Below are 16,605 nucleotides of genomic sequence, written 5' to 3'. Positions count from 1 at the left end.
GGCCGCAAGAACCATCGATTTGGGAATAATGGCGGAGACGAAGGGATTCGAACCCTCGAGACGGTTTCCCGTCTACTCCCTTAGCAGGGGAGCGCCTTCGACCACTCGGCCACGTCTCCGCCGACGCGTATAGCCGGGCAATGCCCCGCCTTACAAGGCGAAAATCAAAAAACCGCGTCTCGGGGCCTCATCCACCCCAACGCGTTGAATTGACACGACAAGGCGCCGCTTCCGGGCCGCGCGTCCGATGCGGCGCGGACCCTTCGGCTCAAGGGTCCAGGCCCAGCCCGGCCGCGCCGTGCAGCGCCACCCCGGCGACAAACACCGCAAGCAGGACCGCCGAATACCGGCGGCGCATCGGGAAGAAGACGGGCTGAAGCACCGCCCGCAACAGCCAGAACCCGGCGCCGAACAGCGCCAGCCCGCGCCCTACCGCCCCGTCCCCGGCCAGCACCAGCGCCAGCGCGACCGCGAAGAAGCAGTAGCACAGCATCAGGTTCAGCGTCTGCGTCACGGCCCTGTTGAGCCCGCCCGCCGCTGCCAGCGACGCGGGCCAGCCCAGCAGGCGCCAGAACAGCAGGTGAAACACCCCGAACGCCAGGTTGAACAGGGCACAGGCCAGGATCAGCCAGGGTGCGGTCTCTGTCATGTCATCCTCTCGGGCCATCTTTGCGCGGCAGGGGCCGCCCCGCCCGCGCCGTCGCCACTATAGACCGCCGCCGCCGCCGCGCCCGCATGCCGTGGCGTCACCGGGGAGACACCCCGGCCTCCGCCAGCCGGCCCATTACCCCTGTTGCGCGCACCCCAACATCTCGCGCCACCCCCCACCGAACGCCACATCAACTGCAGGTTTCACCGCCGCCCGCACCGACCCGATACCGACAAAATACCGACGTTATACCGACATCCCGAAATGGCCCTGAAACCCCTTGTTAACCGGGCCGCACGGCATGATTCGCCACACGGCGGCAAAAACCACCGTCCGCAGGCCACAACGAAGCTTTAGGATTTCGACGAACTCAGTTGTTGAACAGGAAGTGCAGCACGTCGCCATCCTTGACGAGGTAGCCCTTGCCCTCGGACCGCATCTTGCCGGCGTCCTTGGCCCCCTGCTCACCGCCCAGCGCCACGAAATCGTCGTAGGCAATGGTCTCGGCCCGGATGAAGCCCTTCTCGAAATCGCCGTGAATGACCCCCGCCGCCTGCGGCGCCAGCGTGCCGCGCCGGATGGTCCAGGCGCGCGCTTCCTTGGGGCCGACGGTGAAATAGGTCTGCAGGTGCAACAGGTCGTAGCCCGCCCGGATCAGCCGGTCGAGCCCGGCTTCTTCCAGCCCCATCTCCTCGAGGAACATCGCCGCCTCGTCACTGTCGAGCTGGCTGATCTCCTCCTCGATCTGGGCCGAGATCACCACGCTCGCCGCGCCCTGTTCGGCGGCCATCGCGGCCACGGCCGCGGAATGGGCGTTGCCCTCCGCCGCGCTCGCCTCGTCGACGTTGCAGACATAGAGAATGGGCTTCGTCGTCAGCAATTGCAGGTTCTTCCACGCCTTCGCGTCCTCGTCGCCCACCTGCACCAGCCGCGCGGGCTTGCCCTCTTCCAGCATCGCCTGCGCCTGCGCCAGAAGCCGGTCCTGCACCACGGCCTCCTTGTCGTTGCCCTTCAGCTTGCGCACCAGCCCCGCGCGCCGCTTCTCGATGCTCTCGAGGTCGGCCAGCATCAGCTCGGTCTCGATCACCTCGGCATCCGCCACCGGGTCGACACGGCCCTCCACGTGGGTCACGTCGCCATCCTCGAAACAGCGCAGCACATGGGCGATCGCATCCGTCTCGCGAATATTGGCCAGGAACTGGTTACCCAGCCCCTCACCCTTGCTGGCACCCTTCACCAGCCCCGCGATATCGACGAAGGTCATCCGCGTCGGGATCACCTGTTTCGACTTGCCGATCTCGGCCAGCTTGTCCAGCCGCGCATCCGGCACGGCCACCTCGCCCACGTTGGGCTCGATCGTGCAGAAGGGGAAGTTCGCGGCCTGCGCCGCGGCGGTGCGGGTGAGCGCGTTGAAGAGCGTGGATTTCCCCACGTTCGGCAAGCCCACGATACCCATCCTGAAACCCATCTCGCGCCCTCCTTTACGGCAACGCGGCGCTTCTATGCCGCAACCGGGCGCGTTGCAAGGCGCCGCTTGCCGCAAGGCCTGTCCACGTTGCACGATGAGACGTTCCGCGCCTTAACCAAAGGGAAACCGCGATGCCCTACCCCTACCTGCACTTCCAGGGCCACTGCGCCGATGCCATGGCCTTCTACGCCGACGTTTTCGGCGGTGAGTTAACCATTATGAAATGGTCCGACGCGCCCGCCGACACGCCACAGAAGATCGAGAGCGACAGGGTGATGCATTCGCATCTCGCCCTGCCCGACGGCACGCGCCTGATGGCGGGCGATTTCCCGCCGGGGTTCGAGGGCGATCCGCAAAAGGCCGTCTCGATCTCCCATGTCGTGTCCGACGCGGGCGAAGGCCGCGCGCTCTTCGACCGGCTGGCCGAGGGTGGCGACGTGATCGAGCCCTTTGGCGACACGTTCTTCTCCCCCGGCTTCGGCATGGTACGCGACCGCTACGGCACCCACTGGATGATCATGACCGAGGCATGATCGTTATTGCACTCCGGCGCCGTTTGCGCGAAACCACCGGGAACCAGACTGCAGGATGCCCGGATGACCCGTATCGACGCCAAGTTCGCAGAGCTCAAAGCCGCCGGAAAGAAGGCCTTCGTGGCCTACGTCATGGCCGGCGACCCCGATTACGAGACCTCGCTCGAGGTGGTGAAGGGGCTGCCCTCCGCCGGTGTCGACATCATCGAGCTGGGCCTGCCCTTCACCGATCCGATGGCCGACGGCCCCACCATCCAGCTCGCCGGCCAGCGCGCGCTGGAGGGGGGCATGACCCTGCAACGCACGCTCGACCTCGTCACCGAGTTCCGCAAGACCGACAACACCACCCCGATCGTGATGATGGGCTATTACAACCCGATCTATAACCGCGGCGTCGACAAATTCCTCGCCGACGCGCGGGAGGCCGGCATCGACGGTCTGATCGTGGTCGACCTGCCCCCCGAGGAGGACGAGGAACTCTGCATTCCCGCCCAGCAGGCCGGCCTCAACTTCATCCGCCTCGCTACCCCCACGACCGACGACAAGCGCCTGCCCAAGGTGCTGACCAACACCTCCGGCTTCGTCTATTACGTCTCGATCACCGGCATCACCGGCGCCGCCGCGGCGCAGGCCGCCGATGTCGGGCCCGAGGTCAAGCGCATCAAGGCCAAGACCGACCTGCCGGTCATCGTGGGCTTCGGCATCCGCACCCCCGAGACCAGCCGCGAGATCGCCCGCGTCGCCGACGGCGCCGTCGTGGGCTCGGCCATCGTCGCCAAGCTGGCCGAAGGGGAAACCCCGGCGCAAGTGCTTGATTTCGTGCGCGGCCTCGCCGACGGGGCCCATAGCGCGTGACACAGGATCCAGACGCGCCCGGCCTTGCCGCCGCGTTGCTGGAGGCCTATGACAGCGGCCGCTCGCTCGCCCCGCTGTCAGGCCGCATACACGGGTTCGACGCCGCCACCGCCGGCCGCGTCGCCCACGACATCACCGCCCGCCGCACCGCCCGCGGCGAGCGGATGGTCGGCCGCAAGATCGGCTTCACCAACCGCTCGATCTGGCCCATCTACGGCGTCACCGGCCCGATCTGGGGCCCGGTCTGGAACACCACGCTGTTCGAGCTCTCCGACGCCCCCGTCACGCTCCCGAACCTCCCGGAACCGCGGCTCGAACCCGAGATCATCCTCGGCCTGAAATCGGCGCCCTCCGCCGGCATGACGCCCGAAGACCTCGCCCATTGCATCGACTGGGTCTCCCACGGGTTCGAGCTCGTCTTCTCCCCCTTCCCCGGCTGGAAATTCGACGTCACCGACTGCCAGGCCGGTTTTGGCCTGCACGGCGCCCTCTTCACCGGTCCGCGCCTGCCACTCACCCCCGAGCGCGCCGCCGCCCTGCCCAACCTCTCGATCACCCTCGACGACCCCGGCGGCAAACGCCTCACCGGCCACGGCGCCGACGTGCTCGACGGCCCGCTCCACGCCCTCGCCCACCTCCTCGACACACTCGCCACCGACCCGCAGGCCACCCCGCTCTCCGCCGGCGAAATCATCACCACCGGCACGCTCACCGATGCCGTCCCGCTTTCGCCCGGCGACACGTGGGAAACGCGCCTCGACGGCATCGACCTGCCCGGCGCCAAGATCACCTTCCGCTGACCCCTACCCCAGGATCACGTCCAGCAGCATCATCAGGATCAGTCCCGCCAGCAGCCCCGTCGTGGCCGAGCTCTGATGCCCCCGCCGATGCGTCTCCGGAATGATCTCGTGGCTGATGATGTAAAGCATCGCGCCCGCCGCAAAGGTCAGCCCGGGCGGCAGCATGTGATGCGACACCTGCACCGCGCTCACCCCCAGAAGCCCGCCCACCGGCTCGATCAGCCCGGTCAGCATCGCCACCATGAAGGCATAGCCCCGGCTGTAGCCCTGCCCCCGCAGCGCCACCGCCACGGCCAGCCCCTCGGGCGCATTCTGCAGCCCGATACCGGTGGCCAGCGACATGCCGTTGGTAATGTCCCCGCCGCCGAACCCGACCCCCACGGCCAGACCTTCAGGAAAGTTGTGAATGGTGATGGCGAAGATGAACAGCCAGATCTTCGGCAGCGCGCTCGGGTCCGACCCTTCCGGCCCGCTCACGAAATGCCGGTGCGGCACGAACGCGTTCAACTCCGCCACCGCCCCCGCGCCCAGCGCGATGCCCAGCCCCGCCACCAGCGCGGCCCATGCCGTCGAGCCATACAAGCCCTCCCCCGCCTCGATCCCCGGCAGGATCAGCGAGAAATACGACGCCGACAGCATCACCCCGGCGGCAAACCCCAGCAGCGTATCGCTCAGCCGCGCCGACAGGCTCCGCCCGAACAGCACCGGGATCGCCCCCACCGCCGTCATCAGCCCGGCGCCGAGGCTCGCCAGCAGGCCGATCAGCGTCAGGCTCATGGCCTGCCCGTCATGCCCGGCGCCGCAGGATATGGATGGCGCTGTAACTCATCACGATCTCGTCCTTCTGGTTGAGAACCTCGTAAAGGATCGTCGTCCGCCCCCGGTCGGGGCGCGAGGCCGAGGCGCGGCTTGCCGTCACCGTCGCCTTCACCCGCAGCGTATCGCCGGGCCACACCGGCAGCAACCAGCGCACGTGCTCCATGCCGGGCGAGCCCATCGACGCCTCGGTCCAGATCCCCGTCTCCAGCGTCAGCCGATAGGCCGTCACCAGCGTGTGAAACCCGCTCGCGATCAGCCCGCCATAGGGCGAGGCCCGGCCGGCCTCCTCGTCGAGGTGAAAATCCTGCGGATCCCACTCCGTGGCGAACCCGATCACCTCGTCACGCGGCAGCGTCCGGCTCCCGGTCTCGTAGGTAAACCCCACCGGCATATCGTCGAAATACATCGCGCCCCCTTTTCTGGTCGCATTTGTCACAGGCCATGCCCCCGCCACGCCATTGCACAAGCCACCCTGTATTGGCTAAGAAACCTTACCAATAGATCCCGGAGTGCGCTTATGCCCGCCATCACCTGTATAGAAGACCTCCGGCGCCTCTACGAACGCCGCGTGCCGCGGATGTTCTACGACTATGCCGAAACCGGAAGCTGGACGGAACAGACCTTCCGCGAGAACACCACGGATTTCCAGAAGATATACCTCCGCCAGCGGGTCGCCGTCGACATGGCCGGGCGTTCCACCGCGACACAGATGGTGGGGCAGGACGTGTCGATGCCCGTGGCGCTGGCGCCCGTGGGGCTGACGGGAATGCAACACGCCGATGGCGAGATCAAGGCGGCCCGCGCGGCCGAGAAATTCGGCGTGCCCTTCACCCTCTCGACCCTCTCGATCTGCTCGATCGAGGACGTGGCCGAGAACACCTCCAAACCCTTCTGGTTCCAGGTCTACACCCTGCGCGACGAGGACTTCATGAAGCGCCTCTTCGATCGCGCCAGGGCCGCCAAGTGCTCGGCCCTCGTCATCACCGTCGACCTGCAGGTCATGGGCCAGCGCCACAAGGACATCAAGAACGGCCTCTCGGCCCCGCCCAAGCTGACACTCAGGTCGATGGCCAACATGGCCACCAAGGTGCAATGGGGCCTCGGCATGCTGGGCACCAAGCGGCGCGAATTCCGCAACGTCGTGGGCCACGTCACGGGCGTGAGCGACGCCTCCTCGCTGACCCAGTGGACGGCCGAAGCCTTCGACCCCTCCCTCGACTGGGACAAGATCCGCGAATTCCGCCGCATGTGGGACGGGCCCGTGATCATCAAGGGCATCATCGACCCCCGCGACGCGCAGGAGGCGGTGAACGTGGGCGCCGACGCCATCGTCGTGTCGAACCACGGCGGCCGCCAGCTTGACGGCGCGCTCTCCTCGATCCGCGCCCTGCCGGCGATCATGGATGCGGTGGGCGACAAGATCGAGGTCCATCTCGACAGCGGCATCCGCACCGGCCAGGACATCCTCAAGGCCGTGGCGATGGGCGCCAGGGGCGTGATGATCGGCCGCTCCTTCGTCTACGGGCTCGGCGCCATGGGCGAGGCGGGCGTCACCAAGGCGCTCGAGATCCTCCACAAGGAGTTCGACACCTCCATGGCCCTCTGCGGCCGCCGCGACGTGAAAACCCTCGACCGCGATATCCTCATGATTCCCGAAGGATTCTCAGGCCGCTGGGAAAGCTGACAGGATCGGTTTTCGAGTATTTGAAGAAAGATGAAACGCAGGCACCCCGCCCCGCTTTCACTGTTCCGAAAATACTCGAATCCCCGTCGCCGCCACGCAACGCAACGATTGCGGCTGGCCCAAGCAATTTAAGGCTTTTCAACGCCGCCCATCCGGTCTATACGCGCGGCTTCACGCGGGGTTACAGCCTTGGAGGAGCCCCGCCCCAACCTTGGAGACTTTTAAAATGGCTGGAGAGATTCCTGATCTTCACGCCCAGGAACGCACGGGGACAGGCAAGGGCGCCGCTCGTGCAGTGCGCCGCGAGCACATGGTTCCGGGTATCGTTTTCGGTGGCGACGTTGATCCGCTTCCCGTTCAAATTCCGTTCAACGTCCTGCTCAAGAAGCTGAAGGATGGTCGCTTCAAGTCGACCCTCTTCAACCTCAAGGTCGACGGGCATGACGACGTCCGCGTCATCTGCCGCGACGTGCAGCGCGACGTGGTGAAAGACCTGCCGACGCATTTCGACCTGATGCGCCTGCGCCGCAACACCAAGATCAACCTGTTCATCCCCGTCGAGTTCGTCGGCGAGGAAGACGCCCCCGGCATCCGCCGCGGCGGCGTGCTGACCGTGATCCGCGGCGAGATCGAACTGATCGTGACCGCCGGCGAAATCCCCGAGAAGGTCACCGTCGACCTCTCCGCGCTGGATATCGGCGACACCGTCACCATCAGCCAGGTCGAGCTTCCGGCGGGCACCAAGCCCACCATCGACCGTGACTTCGTGATCTGCAACGTGTCCGCCCCGTCGGCGCTGCAGGCCGAAGAAGACGAGGACGAAGCCGAGGCGGACGAAGTGCCGACCGTCGGCGAAGAGGAAGGCGGCGAAGAGGCGGCCGAGGCCACCGAAGAGTAAGCCTTTCTTCTTCCGGACGAAATCGAGCGCGGGGTCTGCGATGGCGGGCCCCGCGTTTTTCTTTGACCCGCGCGCCATCCGGCCCGGCTGTTGATTTACCCCCCGCCCCGCCCTACACCTCTCCCAACTCGAAACGGGCAGGGCAAACCCATGCAGATCTTCGCAGGGCTCGGCAATCCGGGCGCGAAATACGCCGCCAACCGGCACAATATCGGCTTCATGGCGCTCGACCGCATCGCCGAGGCGCACGGCTTCGGCCCGTGGAAAGCCCGCTTCCAGGGCGAGGTGTCCGAGGGCCGGCTGGGCACCGAGAAGGTGCTGCTGCTCAAGCCCACCACCTTCATGAACCTCTCCGGCCAGTCGGTGGGCGAGGCGATGCGCTTCTACAAGCTGGAGCCCGAGGACGTCACCGTCTTCCATGACGAGCTCGACCTCGCCCCCGGCAAGCTCAAGGTTAAGACAGGCGGCGGCCACGCGGGCCATAACGGCCTGCGCTCGATGCATGCCCATATCGGCGAGACTTACCGCCGCGTCCGCCTCGGCATCGGCCACCCGGGCCGCAAGGATCTCGTCAGCCATTACGTGCTGCACGATTTCGCCAAGGCAGACCAGGACTGGCTCGACGACCTGTTGCGCGGCATCGCCGACGGCGCGCCCGAACTGGCCGCGGGCCGCAACGACAGGTTCCTCAACGCCGTGGCGCTGCGCACCGCCCCCGCGCGCTCCTCCAAGACCGAAGCCAAGCCCAAACCGGCCGAGGCCAGGCCCGAACCGCTGCCAGAAGCGGAACCCGAGCCCGAGCCCCGCTCCCCCCTGCAGAAGCTGGTCGACAAGTTCCGCTGACCCGCCGCCGCGTCACGCTGGACAGCCCGCGCCCGCCCTGCTTTCCTGTTCCCCGGGGGGACATGAACCATGCGCACCATCCTGAAATGGCTCCTGCGGATCCTGCTGGCCTTCGTGCTGGCCGCCGTCGCCGTCGGCATCTGGAAACGCGAGGAGATCGGCCGCCTCCTCGCCGTCAACAGCCTCTTCTCCGAAGAGAAGATCGTCACCAACTTCTCGCACATGAACGGCGCTTTCCTGACGACGCCGGTCGGGCGAGGCGACACCCCCGTCACCCCCCTGCCCGAGGGCCCGCACGCCACCCTGCCGGAAAACATCGGCGCCTGGATCGACGACCGCACCGTCACCTCCCTGCTGGTCCTGAAGAACGGCGAGATCGTCCACGAAAGCTATCACCAGGGCACCGGCACCGATGACCGCCGGATCAGCTGGTCGATGGCGAAAAGCTTCCTCTCTGTCCTCTTCGGTATCGTGCTGGAGGAAGGCCATATCGCCTCCCTCGACGACCCGGTCACGAAATACGCGCCCATGCTCGAAGGCAGCGCCTATGACGGCGCCACCATTCGCAACGTGCTGCAGATGGCCAGCGGCGTGAAGTTCGACGAGGATTACCTCGACTACGATTCCGACATCAACCGCATGGGCCGCGTCCTGGCCCTGGGCGGCACGATGGACGGCTTCGCCGCCGGCCTGACCGAACGCGAGGCCGAACCGGGCGAGCGCTGGCTCTATGTCTCGATCGACACCCACGTCATCGGCATGGTCATCCGCGGCGCCACGGGCCGCGACATCCCCGCGCTGCTGTCCGAAAAGGTCATCGCCCCCCTCGGCCTCGAACAGCCGCCCTACTACATCACCGACGGCGACGGCGTGGCCTTCGTCCTGGGCGGGCTGAACATGACCACGCGCGACTATGGCCGCTTCGGCCTGATGGTCGAACAGGGCGGCACCCGCGCCGGCCGCCGCGTGGCTTCGGAAGACTGGCTCGAACAATCCACCACCGCCAGCGCCCCCACCGCGCCGGGCCAGACCGGCTATGGCTACCAGTGGTGGATCCCCGAAGGGGCCGAGCCCGGCATTTCCTTCGCCCGCGGCATCTATGGCCAGTACATCTATATCGACCGCGCCCGCGACGTGGTGATCGTCACCACCGGCGCCGACCGGCAGTTCCGCGAGGAAGGCGTGCACGACGCCAATATGGCCATGTTCCGCGCTATCGCCGAAAGCCTCTGACCCCGGCTTGCCCCGCCGCCCGGCCTGCTGTTACATGAGCCGCGAGACGCCAGCCTGCCTTCGCCAGCGACGTGACGGACAAGCCAGAAGAAGGGGCAAGACATGAGTTTCATCGCAATGAACCGCTTCAAGGTACGCGCCGGCTCCGAGGCCGATTTCGAAGAGGTCTGGCGCTCCCGCGAAAGCCGCCTGAAAGAGGTGCCGGGCTTCAAGGAGTTCCGCCTGCTGAAAGGCCCCGAGGGCGAGGGTTATCGCCTCTATTCCAGCCACGTAATCTGGGCCACCCGCGAGGATTTCGAAGCCTGGACCAAATCGGACGCCTTCCGCGCGGCCCACAAGAACGCGGGCCAGTCCTCGACCAAAGACGCCCTGGTGGGCCCGCCGCAATTCGAAGGGTTCGAGACGGTCCTGCACGAGGGCTGACACGTGCAGGGCCTGCGTCGCGCGGCTTGTCACGCCGCGCGAATGCGCTAGGCTCGACGGGGCGAAAGGAGCAGGCGATGATCGAGAAAGACGCGCCCGTCAACGTGCTCGGCGGCGAACTGGCCCATTGCTCGGACGATCCGGTCACCGGGTTCTTCCGCGACGGCCATTGCAACACCTGCGCCGAGGATCACGGCAGCCACACGGTCTGTGCCCTGATGACGGCCGAGTTCCTCGCCTATTCCAAGTATGTCGGCAACGACCTCAGCACCCCGCGACCCGAGTTCGGCTTTGCCGGGCTCAAGCCGGGCGACCAGTGGTGCCTCTGCGCCGCGCGCTTCCTGCAGGCCCATGACGAGGGCTGCGCGCCGCAGGTCCGGCTCGAGGCAACGCATGAGCGCGCCCTCGACATCGTGCCGCTCGAGGTCCTCAAACAGCACGTCCCGGGCTGAATTCCCGCGCAAAACCGAACCTTTCCGCCCTTCCCGCGTTGTTGATCCCAAGCCGGCGACGAACCGGCGCAAGACGACACCGAAGGGAATGCGATGTTTACGTGGCTGTCCGAGAACGCCAGCGTCGTGCAGGCGGTCGCCGCCATCGTCACGGCCCTGATCTGGCTGGTCTACCTGCAAATCCTCGTCGGTGGCATCCGGCGGAACAAGCGCGCGTGGCTCAGCATCAACCGCGGCGCAGGCGATGGCATGAACGCCCATGTCCTCGTCTCCAACCTCGGCAACGAGCCGGTGTACTTGCGCGATATCCTGATGAAGGTCCGGACCGACGAAAAGACCACCCCGGCCTTCATCACCGAGCGCCAGGAATACAGCCGGGAAGAGCTGGGCGATGCCCTGAACGGCACGCTTCAGGGCCCGCTTCAGGGCGGGGCCTACCGCTCGCTGGGCGACCTGCGCGAGATCTTCCGACGGGCCGGCCTGTCGGACGCGCCCGAGGAGCTGGAAAAGATCAACGAGATCGAGTTCGTGGTCTTCGGTGCCACCCACACCACCGCCGGGGCCTGCAAGACCTACAGCGTCGTGTGTGACGACAACAACAACCTCCGGCTCGATCCCACCCGGATGCAGACCCGCCGCCTGTCCCGCTGGCGCTGCCGCCGGATCGGCCGCCGCGCGGCGGCAGAAGGGGCGTGACCGGGCAGGGCACGGTGGGTTAGCACTTCGTAACACTTGCAAGGGGTAGGACATGGCCACCGTCACGCTGATCACCGATGAAGAGGCCTCGCCCGAGGTCCGCGCCGTCTTCGACGACATCCGCACCACCCGCGGTTCAGACTTTGTTAACAATTTCTGGCGGGCGCTGGCCCATGACCCCGCGCTCCTCAAGGCGACCTGGGACAGGCTGAAAGACGTGATGGCCCCGGGCGCCCTCGATCCGCTGGTCAAGGAAATGGTCTATATCGCCGTCTCGGCCAGCAATGGCTGCGAGTACTGCTGCCATTCCCACACCGCCTCGGCCCGCGCCAAGGGCATGACCGACGCCATGTATGGCGAGCTTCTCTCGGTCATCGGCATGGCCAACCAGACCAACGCCGTGGTCAACGCCATGCAGGTGCCCGTCGACGAGGAATTCAAGGCGTAGGACGCGAACACCCGGCCCGGATATGCTCCGGGCCGGGCCATTTTCACCTGTCGCGCAGCCGCACGATATCAGTCATCAGGCCTTCCGTCCCGTTGTGCACGGTCAGCCGCTCGACCTTGCCGGCGATGCTTTCCAGCGCCTCCAGCTCTTTCAGCCGCAGCATCACCGGGTTCTCGGCCATCACCTTCGCGGTGTTCAGAAGCGACCGCGTTGCGTTCGTCTCTTCCCGCCGCCGGATGACGTTGGCCTCGGCCTCTTTCTCGGCCGCGACCACCCGGTTCAGGATCTCGCGCATCTCGCCGGGCAGGATCACGTCCTTCAGGGCGATCTCCCCCACCTCGAGCCCGATACGCGCCATCTCTGCCCGCACCGCTTTCGCGGCCTCGGCATCGACGGTCACCTTCTCCGCCAGCAGCCGGTCGAGCGTCAGCGCGCCCAGCGTCCGCCGGAAGGCCAGCTGCAGCGCCCGGTGAAGCGCTTCCTCGAAGTCCTTCACCGCGCTCACGGCCCGCTCCGGGTCAACAACCCGGAACTCGGCCGTCAGGTTGACCCGGATGGTGACCCGGTCCTTGGTCAGGATCTCCTGACCGGTGACCTCGTGGGTCCGCAGCCGAAGGTCGACATGCTTGACCGCCACGTGCCGGCCCAGCTTCCAGAAGGCGTGGGTCCCGGGGGCAAGCCGCCCTTTCAGAACCCCGTCCACCGTCAGCATCCCGACATGCCCCTCGGCCACTTCCGTGGCTTGAAAAGCGGTGGTCAGCCCCGCCCGCACCAGCCGGTTGGCCAGCGCCGTGGGAACGGCCAGCGTGTCACCGACCGCAACGGTTTCCACCGTCCACGGCCCGGCATCGGCCCAGAACACCGCGCGGGTCTCGGGCAGAAGCACCGTGTGCGGCACCCCGTCCCGCAGGACGACCAGCACCTCGGCCTCCCCTGCCCGAAGGTCGGTCAGGTGGGCCTCGACGAGGTCCGGCCGCTCCCGCAGAAGCGCATCCCTGTAGTCGGACGCGAGCCGGAGATGGGCCAGATCATGGGTCTCGAGCCGCGTCTTGCCGCGCCGGATACGGTGCTCACCGGGGCCGAGGATCGTGTCGATCCGCCCCTTGCGCAGCACCAGCACACGCTCGTTTTCCATCACGGTGACGCGGGTCAGCCCGGCGCCCCATTCGATCAGTCGGATCAGTATATCGATCATGGTTCATCTCCTTCTTTCGTCGTCCTATCGTCGTCGCAAGATGCGATCTCCTTTTGGTTTCAGTGTGTTGGGCCGGAATGGCCGCAGGTGTGATGCCCCCTTGTCCGAAGGCGTGAAGACGGGATCCGAAGCCGCCCCGCGCCGTGGCAGCGCGCGGGAGAAAGGCGAGCGGGCGCGCGGCAACCCGGCGCGCTCGCCCATCCTTGCGGACGGTCTCGCGGGCCGGAGTGCGGCGCCACCATCATCCCTGCTCCGGCACACGGCCAGAGCAGCGGCAGTCCTTTGCCACCCGCCCCCGAAGGCGCAGGCAACGCCGGGCCGCCCCTGCCGAGGCAACCCCGGACCCCTATTTGGAGCCGTCCTTGAACGGCGGAGGGGAGTCGAACCCCAGGCGCAAGTGGCCTTTACCCGTGACAATGGCAGGACTCGAACCTGCTACATCCCGATTAGAAATCGAGTGCTCTACCTGGATGAGCTACATTGATCCAATGGCACCACAAGCCATCCCCTCACGACGGTTTGGCCCTGGCATACGGGTCCGGCAGCGCCGTCCGCACCGGGGGAGGATGGTCACCTCCGCCCGCTAGGATCCGATCCGTCCGATCGGGAGGCCGGGTTTACCGCTAACACCCCGAGTCGCCCTAGCACCTTGTTTGACCACCCGAAACGCTCGTGATCTTCGCGCAACAAAATTGCGGGCCTAGGTAACAAATGCAAAAATGCGCCCCGGCCAACAGGCAGGAGCGCATCTTTTCGCGCCACGCGGCGCAACAAATTTCGAAGGGTGTCAGTCGCCCTCGTCCATCCCGAAGCCCAGGTGCCGGGCGACGGTGAAGATGTCCTTGTCACCCCGCCCGCACATGTTCATGCAGATGATGTGATCGGCGGGCAGCTCCGGCGCGATCTTCATCACGTGCGCCAGCGCGTGACAGGGCTCGAGCGCCGGGATGATCCCTTCCTTCTCGCAGGACAGCTGGAACGCCTCCAGCGCCTCGACATCGGTGATTGCCACGTACTCGGCCCGGCCGCTTTCGTGCAGCCAGCTATGCTCCGGCCCGATGCCCGGGTAATCGAGCCCGGCCGAGATCGAATAGCCTTCGAGGATCTGCCCGTCCTCGTCCTGCAACAGGTAGGTCCGGTTGCCATGCAGCACGCCGGGCCGCCCGCCGGTCAGGCTGGCGCAATGCTCCATCTTCTCGTTCACGCCCTTGCCACCGGCCTCGACCCCGATGATCCGCACTTCCTTGTCGTCGAGGAACGGATAGAACAGCCCCATCGCGTTCGACCCGCCGCCGATGGCGGCGATGATCGTGTCCGGCAGGCGCCCCTCGGCGGCCATCATCTGTTCCTTGGCTTCCTTGCCGATGATCGACTGGAAGTCGCGCACCATCGCCGGGTAGGGATGCGGCCCCGCCACCGTGCCGATGCAGTAGAACGTGTCGCGCACATTGGTCACCCAGTCGCGCAGCGCGTCGTTCATCGCGTCCTTCAGCGTGCCCCGCCCGGACGTCACCGGCACCACCTCGGCACCCAGCAGCTTCATCCGGAACACGTTGGGCCGCTGCCGCTCGACATCATGCGCGCCCATGTAGACCACGCATTTCAGCCCGAACTTGGCACAGACCGTCGCGGTCGCCACGCCATGCTGGCCGGCGCCCGTCTCGGCGATGATCCGGGTCTTGCCCATCCGCCGCGCGAGCAGGATCTGCCCCAGCACGTTGTTGATCTTGTGCGCGCCCGTGTGGTTCAGCTCGTCCCGCTTGAGATAGATCTTCGCCCCGCCCAGATGCTCGGTCAGCCCTGCCGCATAGTAGAGCGGGCTCGGGCGGCCGACGTAATGGGTCCACAGATCGTTCATCTCGTCCCAGAACGACTGGTCGGTCTTGGCCTTCTCATACTGCTCTTCCAGTTCGAGGATCAGCGGCATCAGCGTTTCCGACACGAAGCGCCCGCCGAATTGCCCGAACCGGCCCTTTTCGTCGGGCCCGGTCATGAAGGAGTTGAAAAGGTCGTTCATCGCTTGGTCTTCCCTTGTCTCACCGCGCTTGAATATGGGACGCGGGCGGGTTTTTCCAGAGGTTTCCTGCCGCACCGGGGTGTTTCGCCGCAGCGGTGGAATTGAGTATTTCTGGAAAAGTGAAAGCCTGGGCCGCGTCAGCCGCGCGCGTCGCGATAGACCAGGGTGCGGGCGCCGATGAAGTTGCCTACCAGCGCCACGGCCGAGCCGCAGGCCAGCGCGAAGACGGCATGAGAAGGCGACGGCGTCAGCATCGACAGGACAAGCGCATAGACGGCATAGTTGATCGCCACGCCCACCGTCTGGACCGAGACATAGGCGGCATATTCCGTGCGAGGTCTGCGGCCGGTCCTGCCGAAGGTCCAGGCACGGTTGAGCGCCCAGGTGACCGACACGGCCAGCGCGAAGCTGAAGAGCCGCATCAGCAGCGGCGCGCCGCCCGTTTCGACGAGCAGGTAAAGCGCCACCGCATCGACCACGAAGCCAATGCCGCCCACCGCGGCGAAGCGCAGGAATTGCTGGCCCGTGGCCGACATATCAGTTGCTCAGGCTGCGGGGACCGGACGGCTGGGCCGTCATCATCTCGCTCAACACACCGGGCACCGACAGGTAATGCATCCGCTTCAGCTCCTGCCGCCCGCGTGTCACGGTGTCGAGGATCAGCCCCACCGCCCCCATCAGGAAGGCGAGGATCATCACGCTGGCCGACAGCACCGCCGTCGGCAGACGCGGCACGAGGCCGGTGGCGAGATACTCGGAAATGACCGGCGCCGCGAGGCCGAGCGAGGCCATCGCCAGAAGGCAGGCCGTCGCCAGGAAGACCGGCAGCGGCCGTTCCTGCTTCAAAAGCTTGGTGATGGTGAAGAGGATGCGCACCCCGTCGCGGATGCTGTTCAGCTTGCTTTCGCTGCCATCGGGGCGGTCCTTGAAGTTGCAGCGCACCTCGCCCGCCGGCATCTGCAGTTCCAGCGCGTGGATGGTCAGCTCGGTCTCGATCTCGAAGCCGCGCGACATCATCGGGAAGGTCTTGACGAACCGGCGCGAGAACACGCGGTAGCCCGACAACATGTCGGTGGCGCCCCGCCCGAAGATCGAGCGCACCAGCCCCGACAGCATCCGGTTGCCGAAGGCGTGGCCGGGCCGGTAGGCCGTGCCGCTGCGGGCGACGCGGACGCCGTTGACGATGTCGAGCCCGTCCTCGAGCATCTTGTCGACCATGAACCGCGCGGCGGCGGCATCGTAGGTGTCGTCGCCGTCGACCATGACGAACACGTCGGCCTCGACATCGGCGAACATGCGGCGCACCACGTAGCCCTTGCCCTGCCGTGGCTCGGTGCGGACGATGGCGCCGGCCTGCCGGGCGATGGCCGCGGTGTCGTCGGAGGAGTTGTTGTCGTAGACGAAGATCTCCGCCTCGGGCAGGGCCGCCCGAAAGTCGCGCACCACCTGTCCGATGGCGGCCGCCTCGTTGTAGCAGGGGATCAGCACCGCCACCCGAAGCGGCGCGGCGCCGGGGTGGGTGCGTTCCTTGCTGAACCGGTCGGGAAAGATGATCGACATCCGCTTGGCCCTAACTTTCTGCGCCGGAGCGG

Annotated in this window: 19 protein-coding genes and 2 tRNA genes; 11 read left to right on the top strand and 10 right to left on the bottom strand. The window is 66.6% G+C overall.

Features of this window, described 5'->3' with window-relative positions:
• Nucleotides 1-29: 29 nt before the first annotated feature.
• The 3 genes from ACO07J_RS22795 to ychF all read right to left on the bottom strand — a co-directional run bounded on the left by ACO07J_RS22795 (nucleotide 30) and on the right by ychF (nucleotide 2,117).
• Nucleotides 30-119 (bottom strand) — tRNA-Ser (locus ACO07J_RS22795).
• Between the two features lie 149 nt (nucleotides 120-268).
• Nucleotides 269-649, bottom strand: a complete 381-nt coding sequence (locus tag ACO07J_RS22790) for a hypothetical protein (protein WP_422033255.1) — start codon at nucleotides 647-649, stop codon at nucleotides 269-271.
• Nucleotides 650-1,019: 370 nt separating this feature from the next.
• Nucleotides 1,020-2,117 carry a redox-regulated ATPase YchF gene (gene ychF, locus ACO07J_RS22785; RefSeq protein WP_422033253.1) on the bottom strand — a complete coding sequence of 366 codons (1,098 nt, stop codon included), beginning with the start codon at nucleotides 2,115-2,117 and terminating at the stop codon, nucleotides 1,020-1,022.
• Nucleotides 2,118-2,248: 131 nt separating this feature from the next.
• Between ychF and ACO07J_RS22780 the strand changes: the two genes are divergently transcribed.
• The 3 genes from ACO07J_RS22780 to ACO07J_RS22770 all read left to right on the top strand — a co-directional run bounded on the left by ACO07J_RS22780 (nucleotide 2,249) and on the right by ACO07J_RS22770 (nucleotide 4,305).
• Nucleotides 2,249-2,650, top strand: a complete 402-nt coding sequence (locus tag ACO07J_RS22780) for a VOC family protein (RefSeq protein WP_422033251.1) — start codon at nucleotides 2,249-2,251, stop codon at nucleotides 2,648-2,650.
• Nucleotides 2,651-2,713: 63 nt separating this feature from the next.
• Nucleotides 2,714-3,505 (top strand): tryptophan synthase subunit alpha, encoded by a 792-nt coding sequence (gene trpA / locus ACO07J_RS22775; RefSeq protein ID WP_422033249.1) that lies wholly within the window; start codon nucleotides 2,714-2,716, stop codon nucleotides 3,503-3,505.
• A complete protein-coding gene (locus ACO07J_RS22770; protein ID WP_422033247.1) occupies nucleotides 3,502-4,305 on the top strand; it encodes a 2-keto-4-pentenoate hydratase in 804 nt (267 codons plus the stop codon). Before trpA ends, ACO07J_RS22770 begins: the two co-directional genes overlap by 4 nt.
• 3 nt (nucleotides 4,306-4,308) lie before the next feature.
• Here ACO07J_RS22770 and ACO07J_RS22765 read toward each other — a convergent pair whose 3' ends face one another.
• Entirely contained in the window at nucleotides 4,309-5,082 is a 774-nt protein-coding gene (locus ACO07J_RS22765) for a ZIP family metal transporter (RefSeq protein ID WP_422033245.1), read from the bottom strand.
• 10 nt (nucleotides 5,083-5,092) lie between these two features.
• Nucleotides 5,093-5,530 (bottom strand): MaoC family dehydratase, encoded by a 438-nt coding sequence (locus ACO07J_RS22760; RefSeq protein ID WP_422033243.1) that lies wholly within the window; start codon nucleotides 5,528-5,530, stop codon nucleotides 5,093-5,095.
• Nucleotides 5,531-5,641: 111 nt separating this feature from the next.
• Here ACO07J_RS22760 and ACO07J_RS22755 point away from each other — a divergent pair, with 111 nt between their 5' ends.
• From ACO07J_RS22755 to ACO07J_RS22720, 8 genes are all read left to right on the top strand, one after another.
• On the top strand, nucleotides 5,642-6,808 hold the full coding sequence (locus ACO07J_RS22755; RefSeq protein ID WP_422033241.1) for an alpha-hydroxy acid oxidase: 1,167 nt from the start codon (nucleotides 5,642-5,644) through the stop codon (nucleotides 6,806-6,808).
• Nucleotides 6,809-7,034: 226 nt separating this feature from the next.
• On the top strand, nucleotides 7,035-7,706 hold the full coding sequence (locus ACO07J_RS22750; protein WP_422033239.1) for a 50S ribosomal protein L25/general stress protein Ctc: 672 nt from the start codon (nucleotides 7,035-7,037) through the stop codon (nucleotides 7,704-7,706).
• Nucleotides 7,707-7,856: 150 nt separating this feature from the next.
• Nucleotides 7,857-8,549 carry an aminoacyl-tRNA hydrolase gene (gene pth / locus ACO07J_RS22745; RefSeq protein WP_422033237.1) on the top strand — a complete coding sequence of 231 codons (693 nt, stop codon included), beginning with the start codon at nucleotides 7,857-7,859 and terminating at the stop codon, nucleotides 8,547-8,549.
• A 69-nt stretch (nucleotides 8,550-8,618) separates the two neighbouring features.
• Nucleotides 8,619-9,782 (top strand): serine hydrolase domain-containing protein, encoded by a 1,164-nt coding sequence (locus tag ACO07J_RS22740; RefSeq protein WP_422033235.1) that lies wholly within the window; start codon nucleotides 8,619-8,621, stop codon nucleotides 9,780-9,782.
• A gap of 102 nt (nucleotides 9,783-9,884) precedes the next feature.
• On the top strand, nucleotides 9,885-10,205 hold the full coding sequence (locus ACO07J_RS22735) for an antibiotic biosynthesis monooxygenase family protein (protein WP_422033233.1): 321 nt from the start codon (nucleotides 9,885-9,887) through the stop codon (nucleotides 10,203-10,205).
• A gap of 77 nt (nucleotides 10,206-10,282) precedes the next feature.
• Nucleotides 10,283-10,657, top strand: a complete 375-nt coding sequence (locus ACO07J_RS22730; RefSeq protein ID WP_422033231.1) for a DUF2237 family protein — start codon at nucleotides 10,283-10,285, stop codon at nucleotides 10,655-10,657.
• 93 nt (nucleotides 10,658-10,750) lie between these two features.
• Complete coding sequence (locus ACO07J_RS22725) at nucleotides 10,751-11,353, top strand: hypothetical protein (protein ID WP_422033229.1); 603 nt, start codon at nucleotides 10,751-10,753, stop codon at nucleotides 11,351-11,353.
• A 52-nt stretch (nucleotides 11,354-11,405) separates the two neighbouring features.
• On the top strand, nucleotides 11,406-11,801 hold the full coding sequence (locus tag ACO07J_RS22720) for a carboxymuconolactone decarboxylase family protein (protein WP_064258822.1): 396 nt from the start codon (nucleotides 11,406-11,408) through the stop codon (nucleotides 11,799-11,801).
• Between the two features lie 43 nt (nucleotides 11,802-11,844).
• On the opposite strand, the gene ACO07J_RS22715 is transcribed toward ACO07J_RS22720, so the two are convergent.
• The 5 genes from ACO07J_RS22715 to ACO07J_RS22695 form a co-directional block, all read right to left on the bottom strand.
• Nucleotides 11,845-12,996, bottom strand: coding sequence for a slipin family protein (locus ACO07J_RS22715; protein ID WP_422033227.1), 1,152 nt, complete (start codon nucleotides 12,994-12,996; stop codon nucleotides 11,845-11,847).
• Between the two features lie 411 nt (nucleotides 12,997-13,407).
• Nucleotides 13,408-13,482 (bottom strand) — tRNA-Arg (locus ACO07J_RS22710).
• 301 nt (nucleotides 13,483-13,783) lie between these two features.
• Nucleotides 13,784-15,013 carry a tryptophan synthase subunit beta gene (trpB, locus tag ACO07J_RS22705; protein ID WP_422033225.1) on the bottom strand — a complete coding sequence of 410 codons (1,230 nt, stop codon included), beginning with the start codon at nucleotides 15,011-15,013 and terminating at the stop codon, nucleotides 13,784-13,786.
• Between the two features lie 137 nt (nucleotides 15,014-15,150).
• Nucleotides 15,151-15,549 carry a GtrA family protein gene (locus ACO07J_RS22700; protein ID WP_422033223.1) on the bottom strand — a complete coding sequence of 133 codons (399 nt, stop codon included), beginning with the start codon at nucleotides 15,547-15,549 and terminating at the stop codon, nucleotides 15,151-15,153.
• Between the two features lies 1 nt (nucleotide 15,550).
• Nucleotides 15,551-16,573: a glycosyltransferase family 2 protein gene (locus ACO07J_RS22695; RefSeq protein WP_422033222.1), complete on the bottom strand. Its 1,023-nt coding sequence runs from the start codon at nucleotides 16,571-16,573 to the stop codon at nucleotides 15,551-15,553.
• Nucleotides 16,574-16,605: the final 32 nt, after the last annotated feature.

Origin of the sequence: Roseovarius sp., from assembly GCF_965228755.1 — a bacterium.
GTDB lineage: Bacteria > Pseudomonadota > Alphaproteobacteria > Rhodobacterales > Rhodobacteraceae > Roseovarius.
This window is presented reverse-complemented; position numbering and strand designations above follow the sequence as displayed.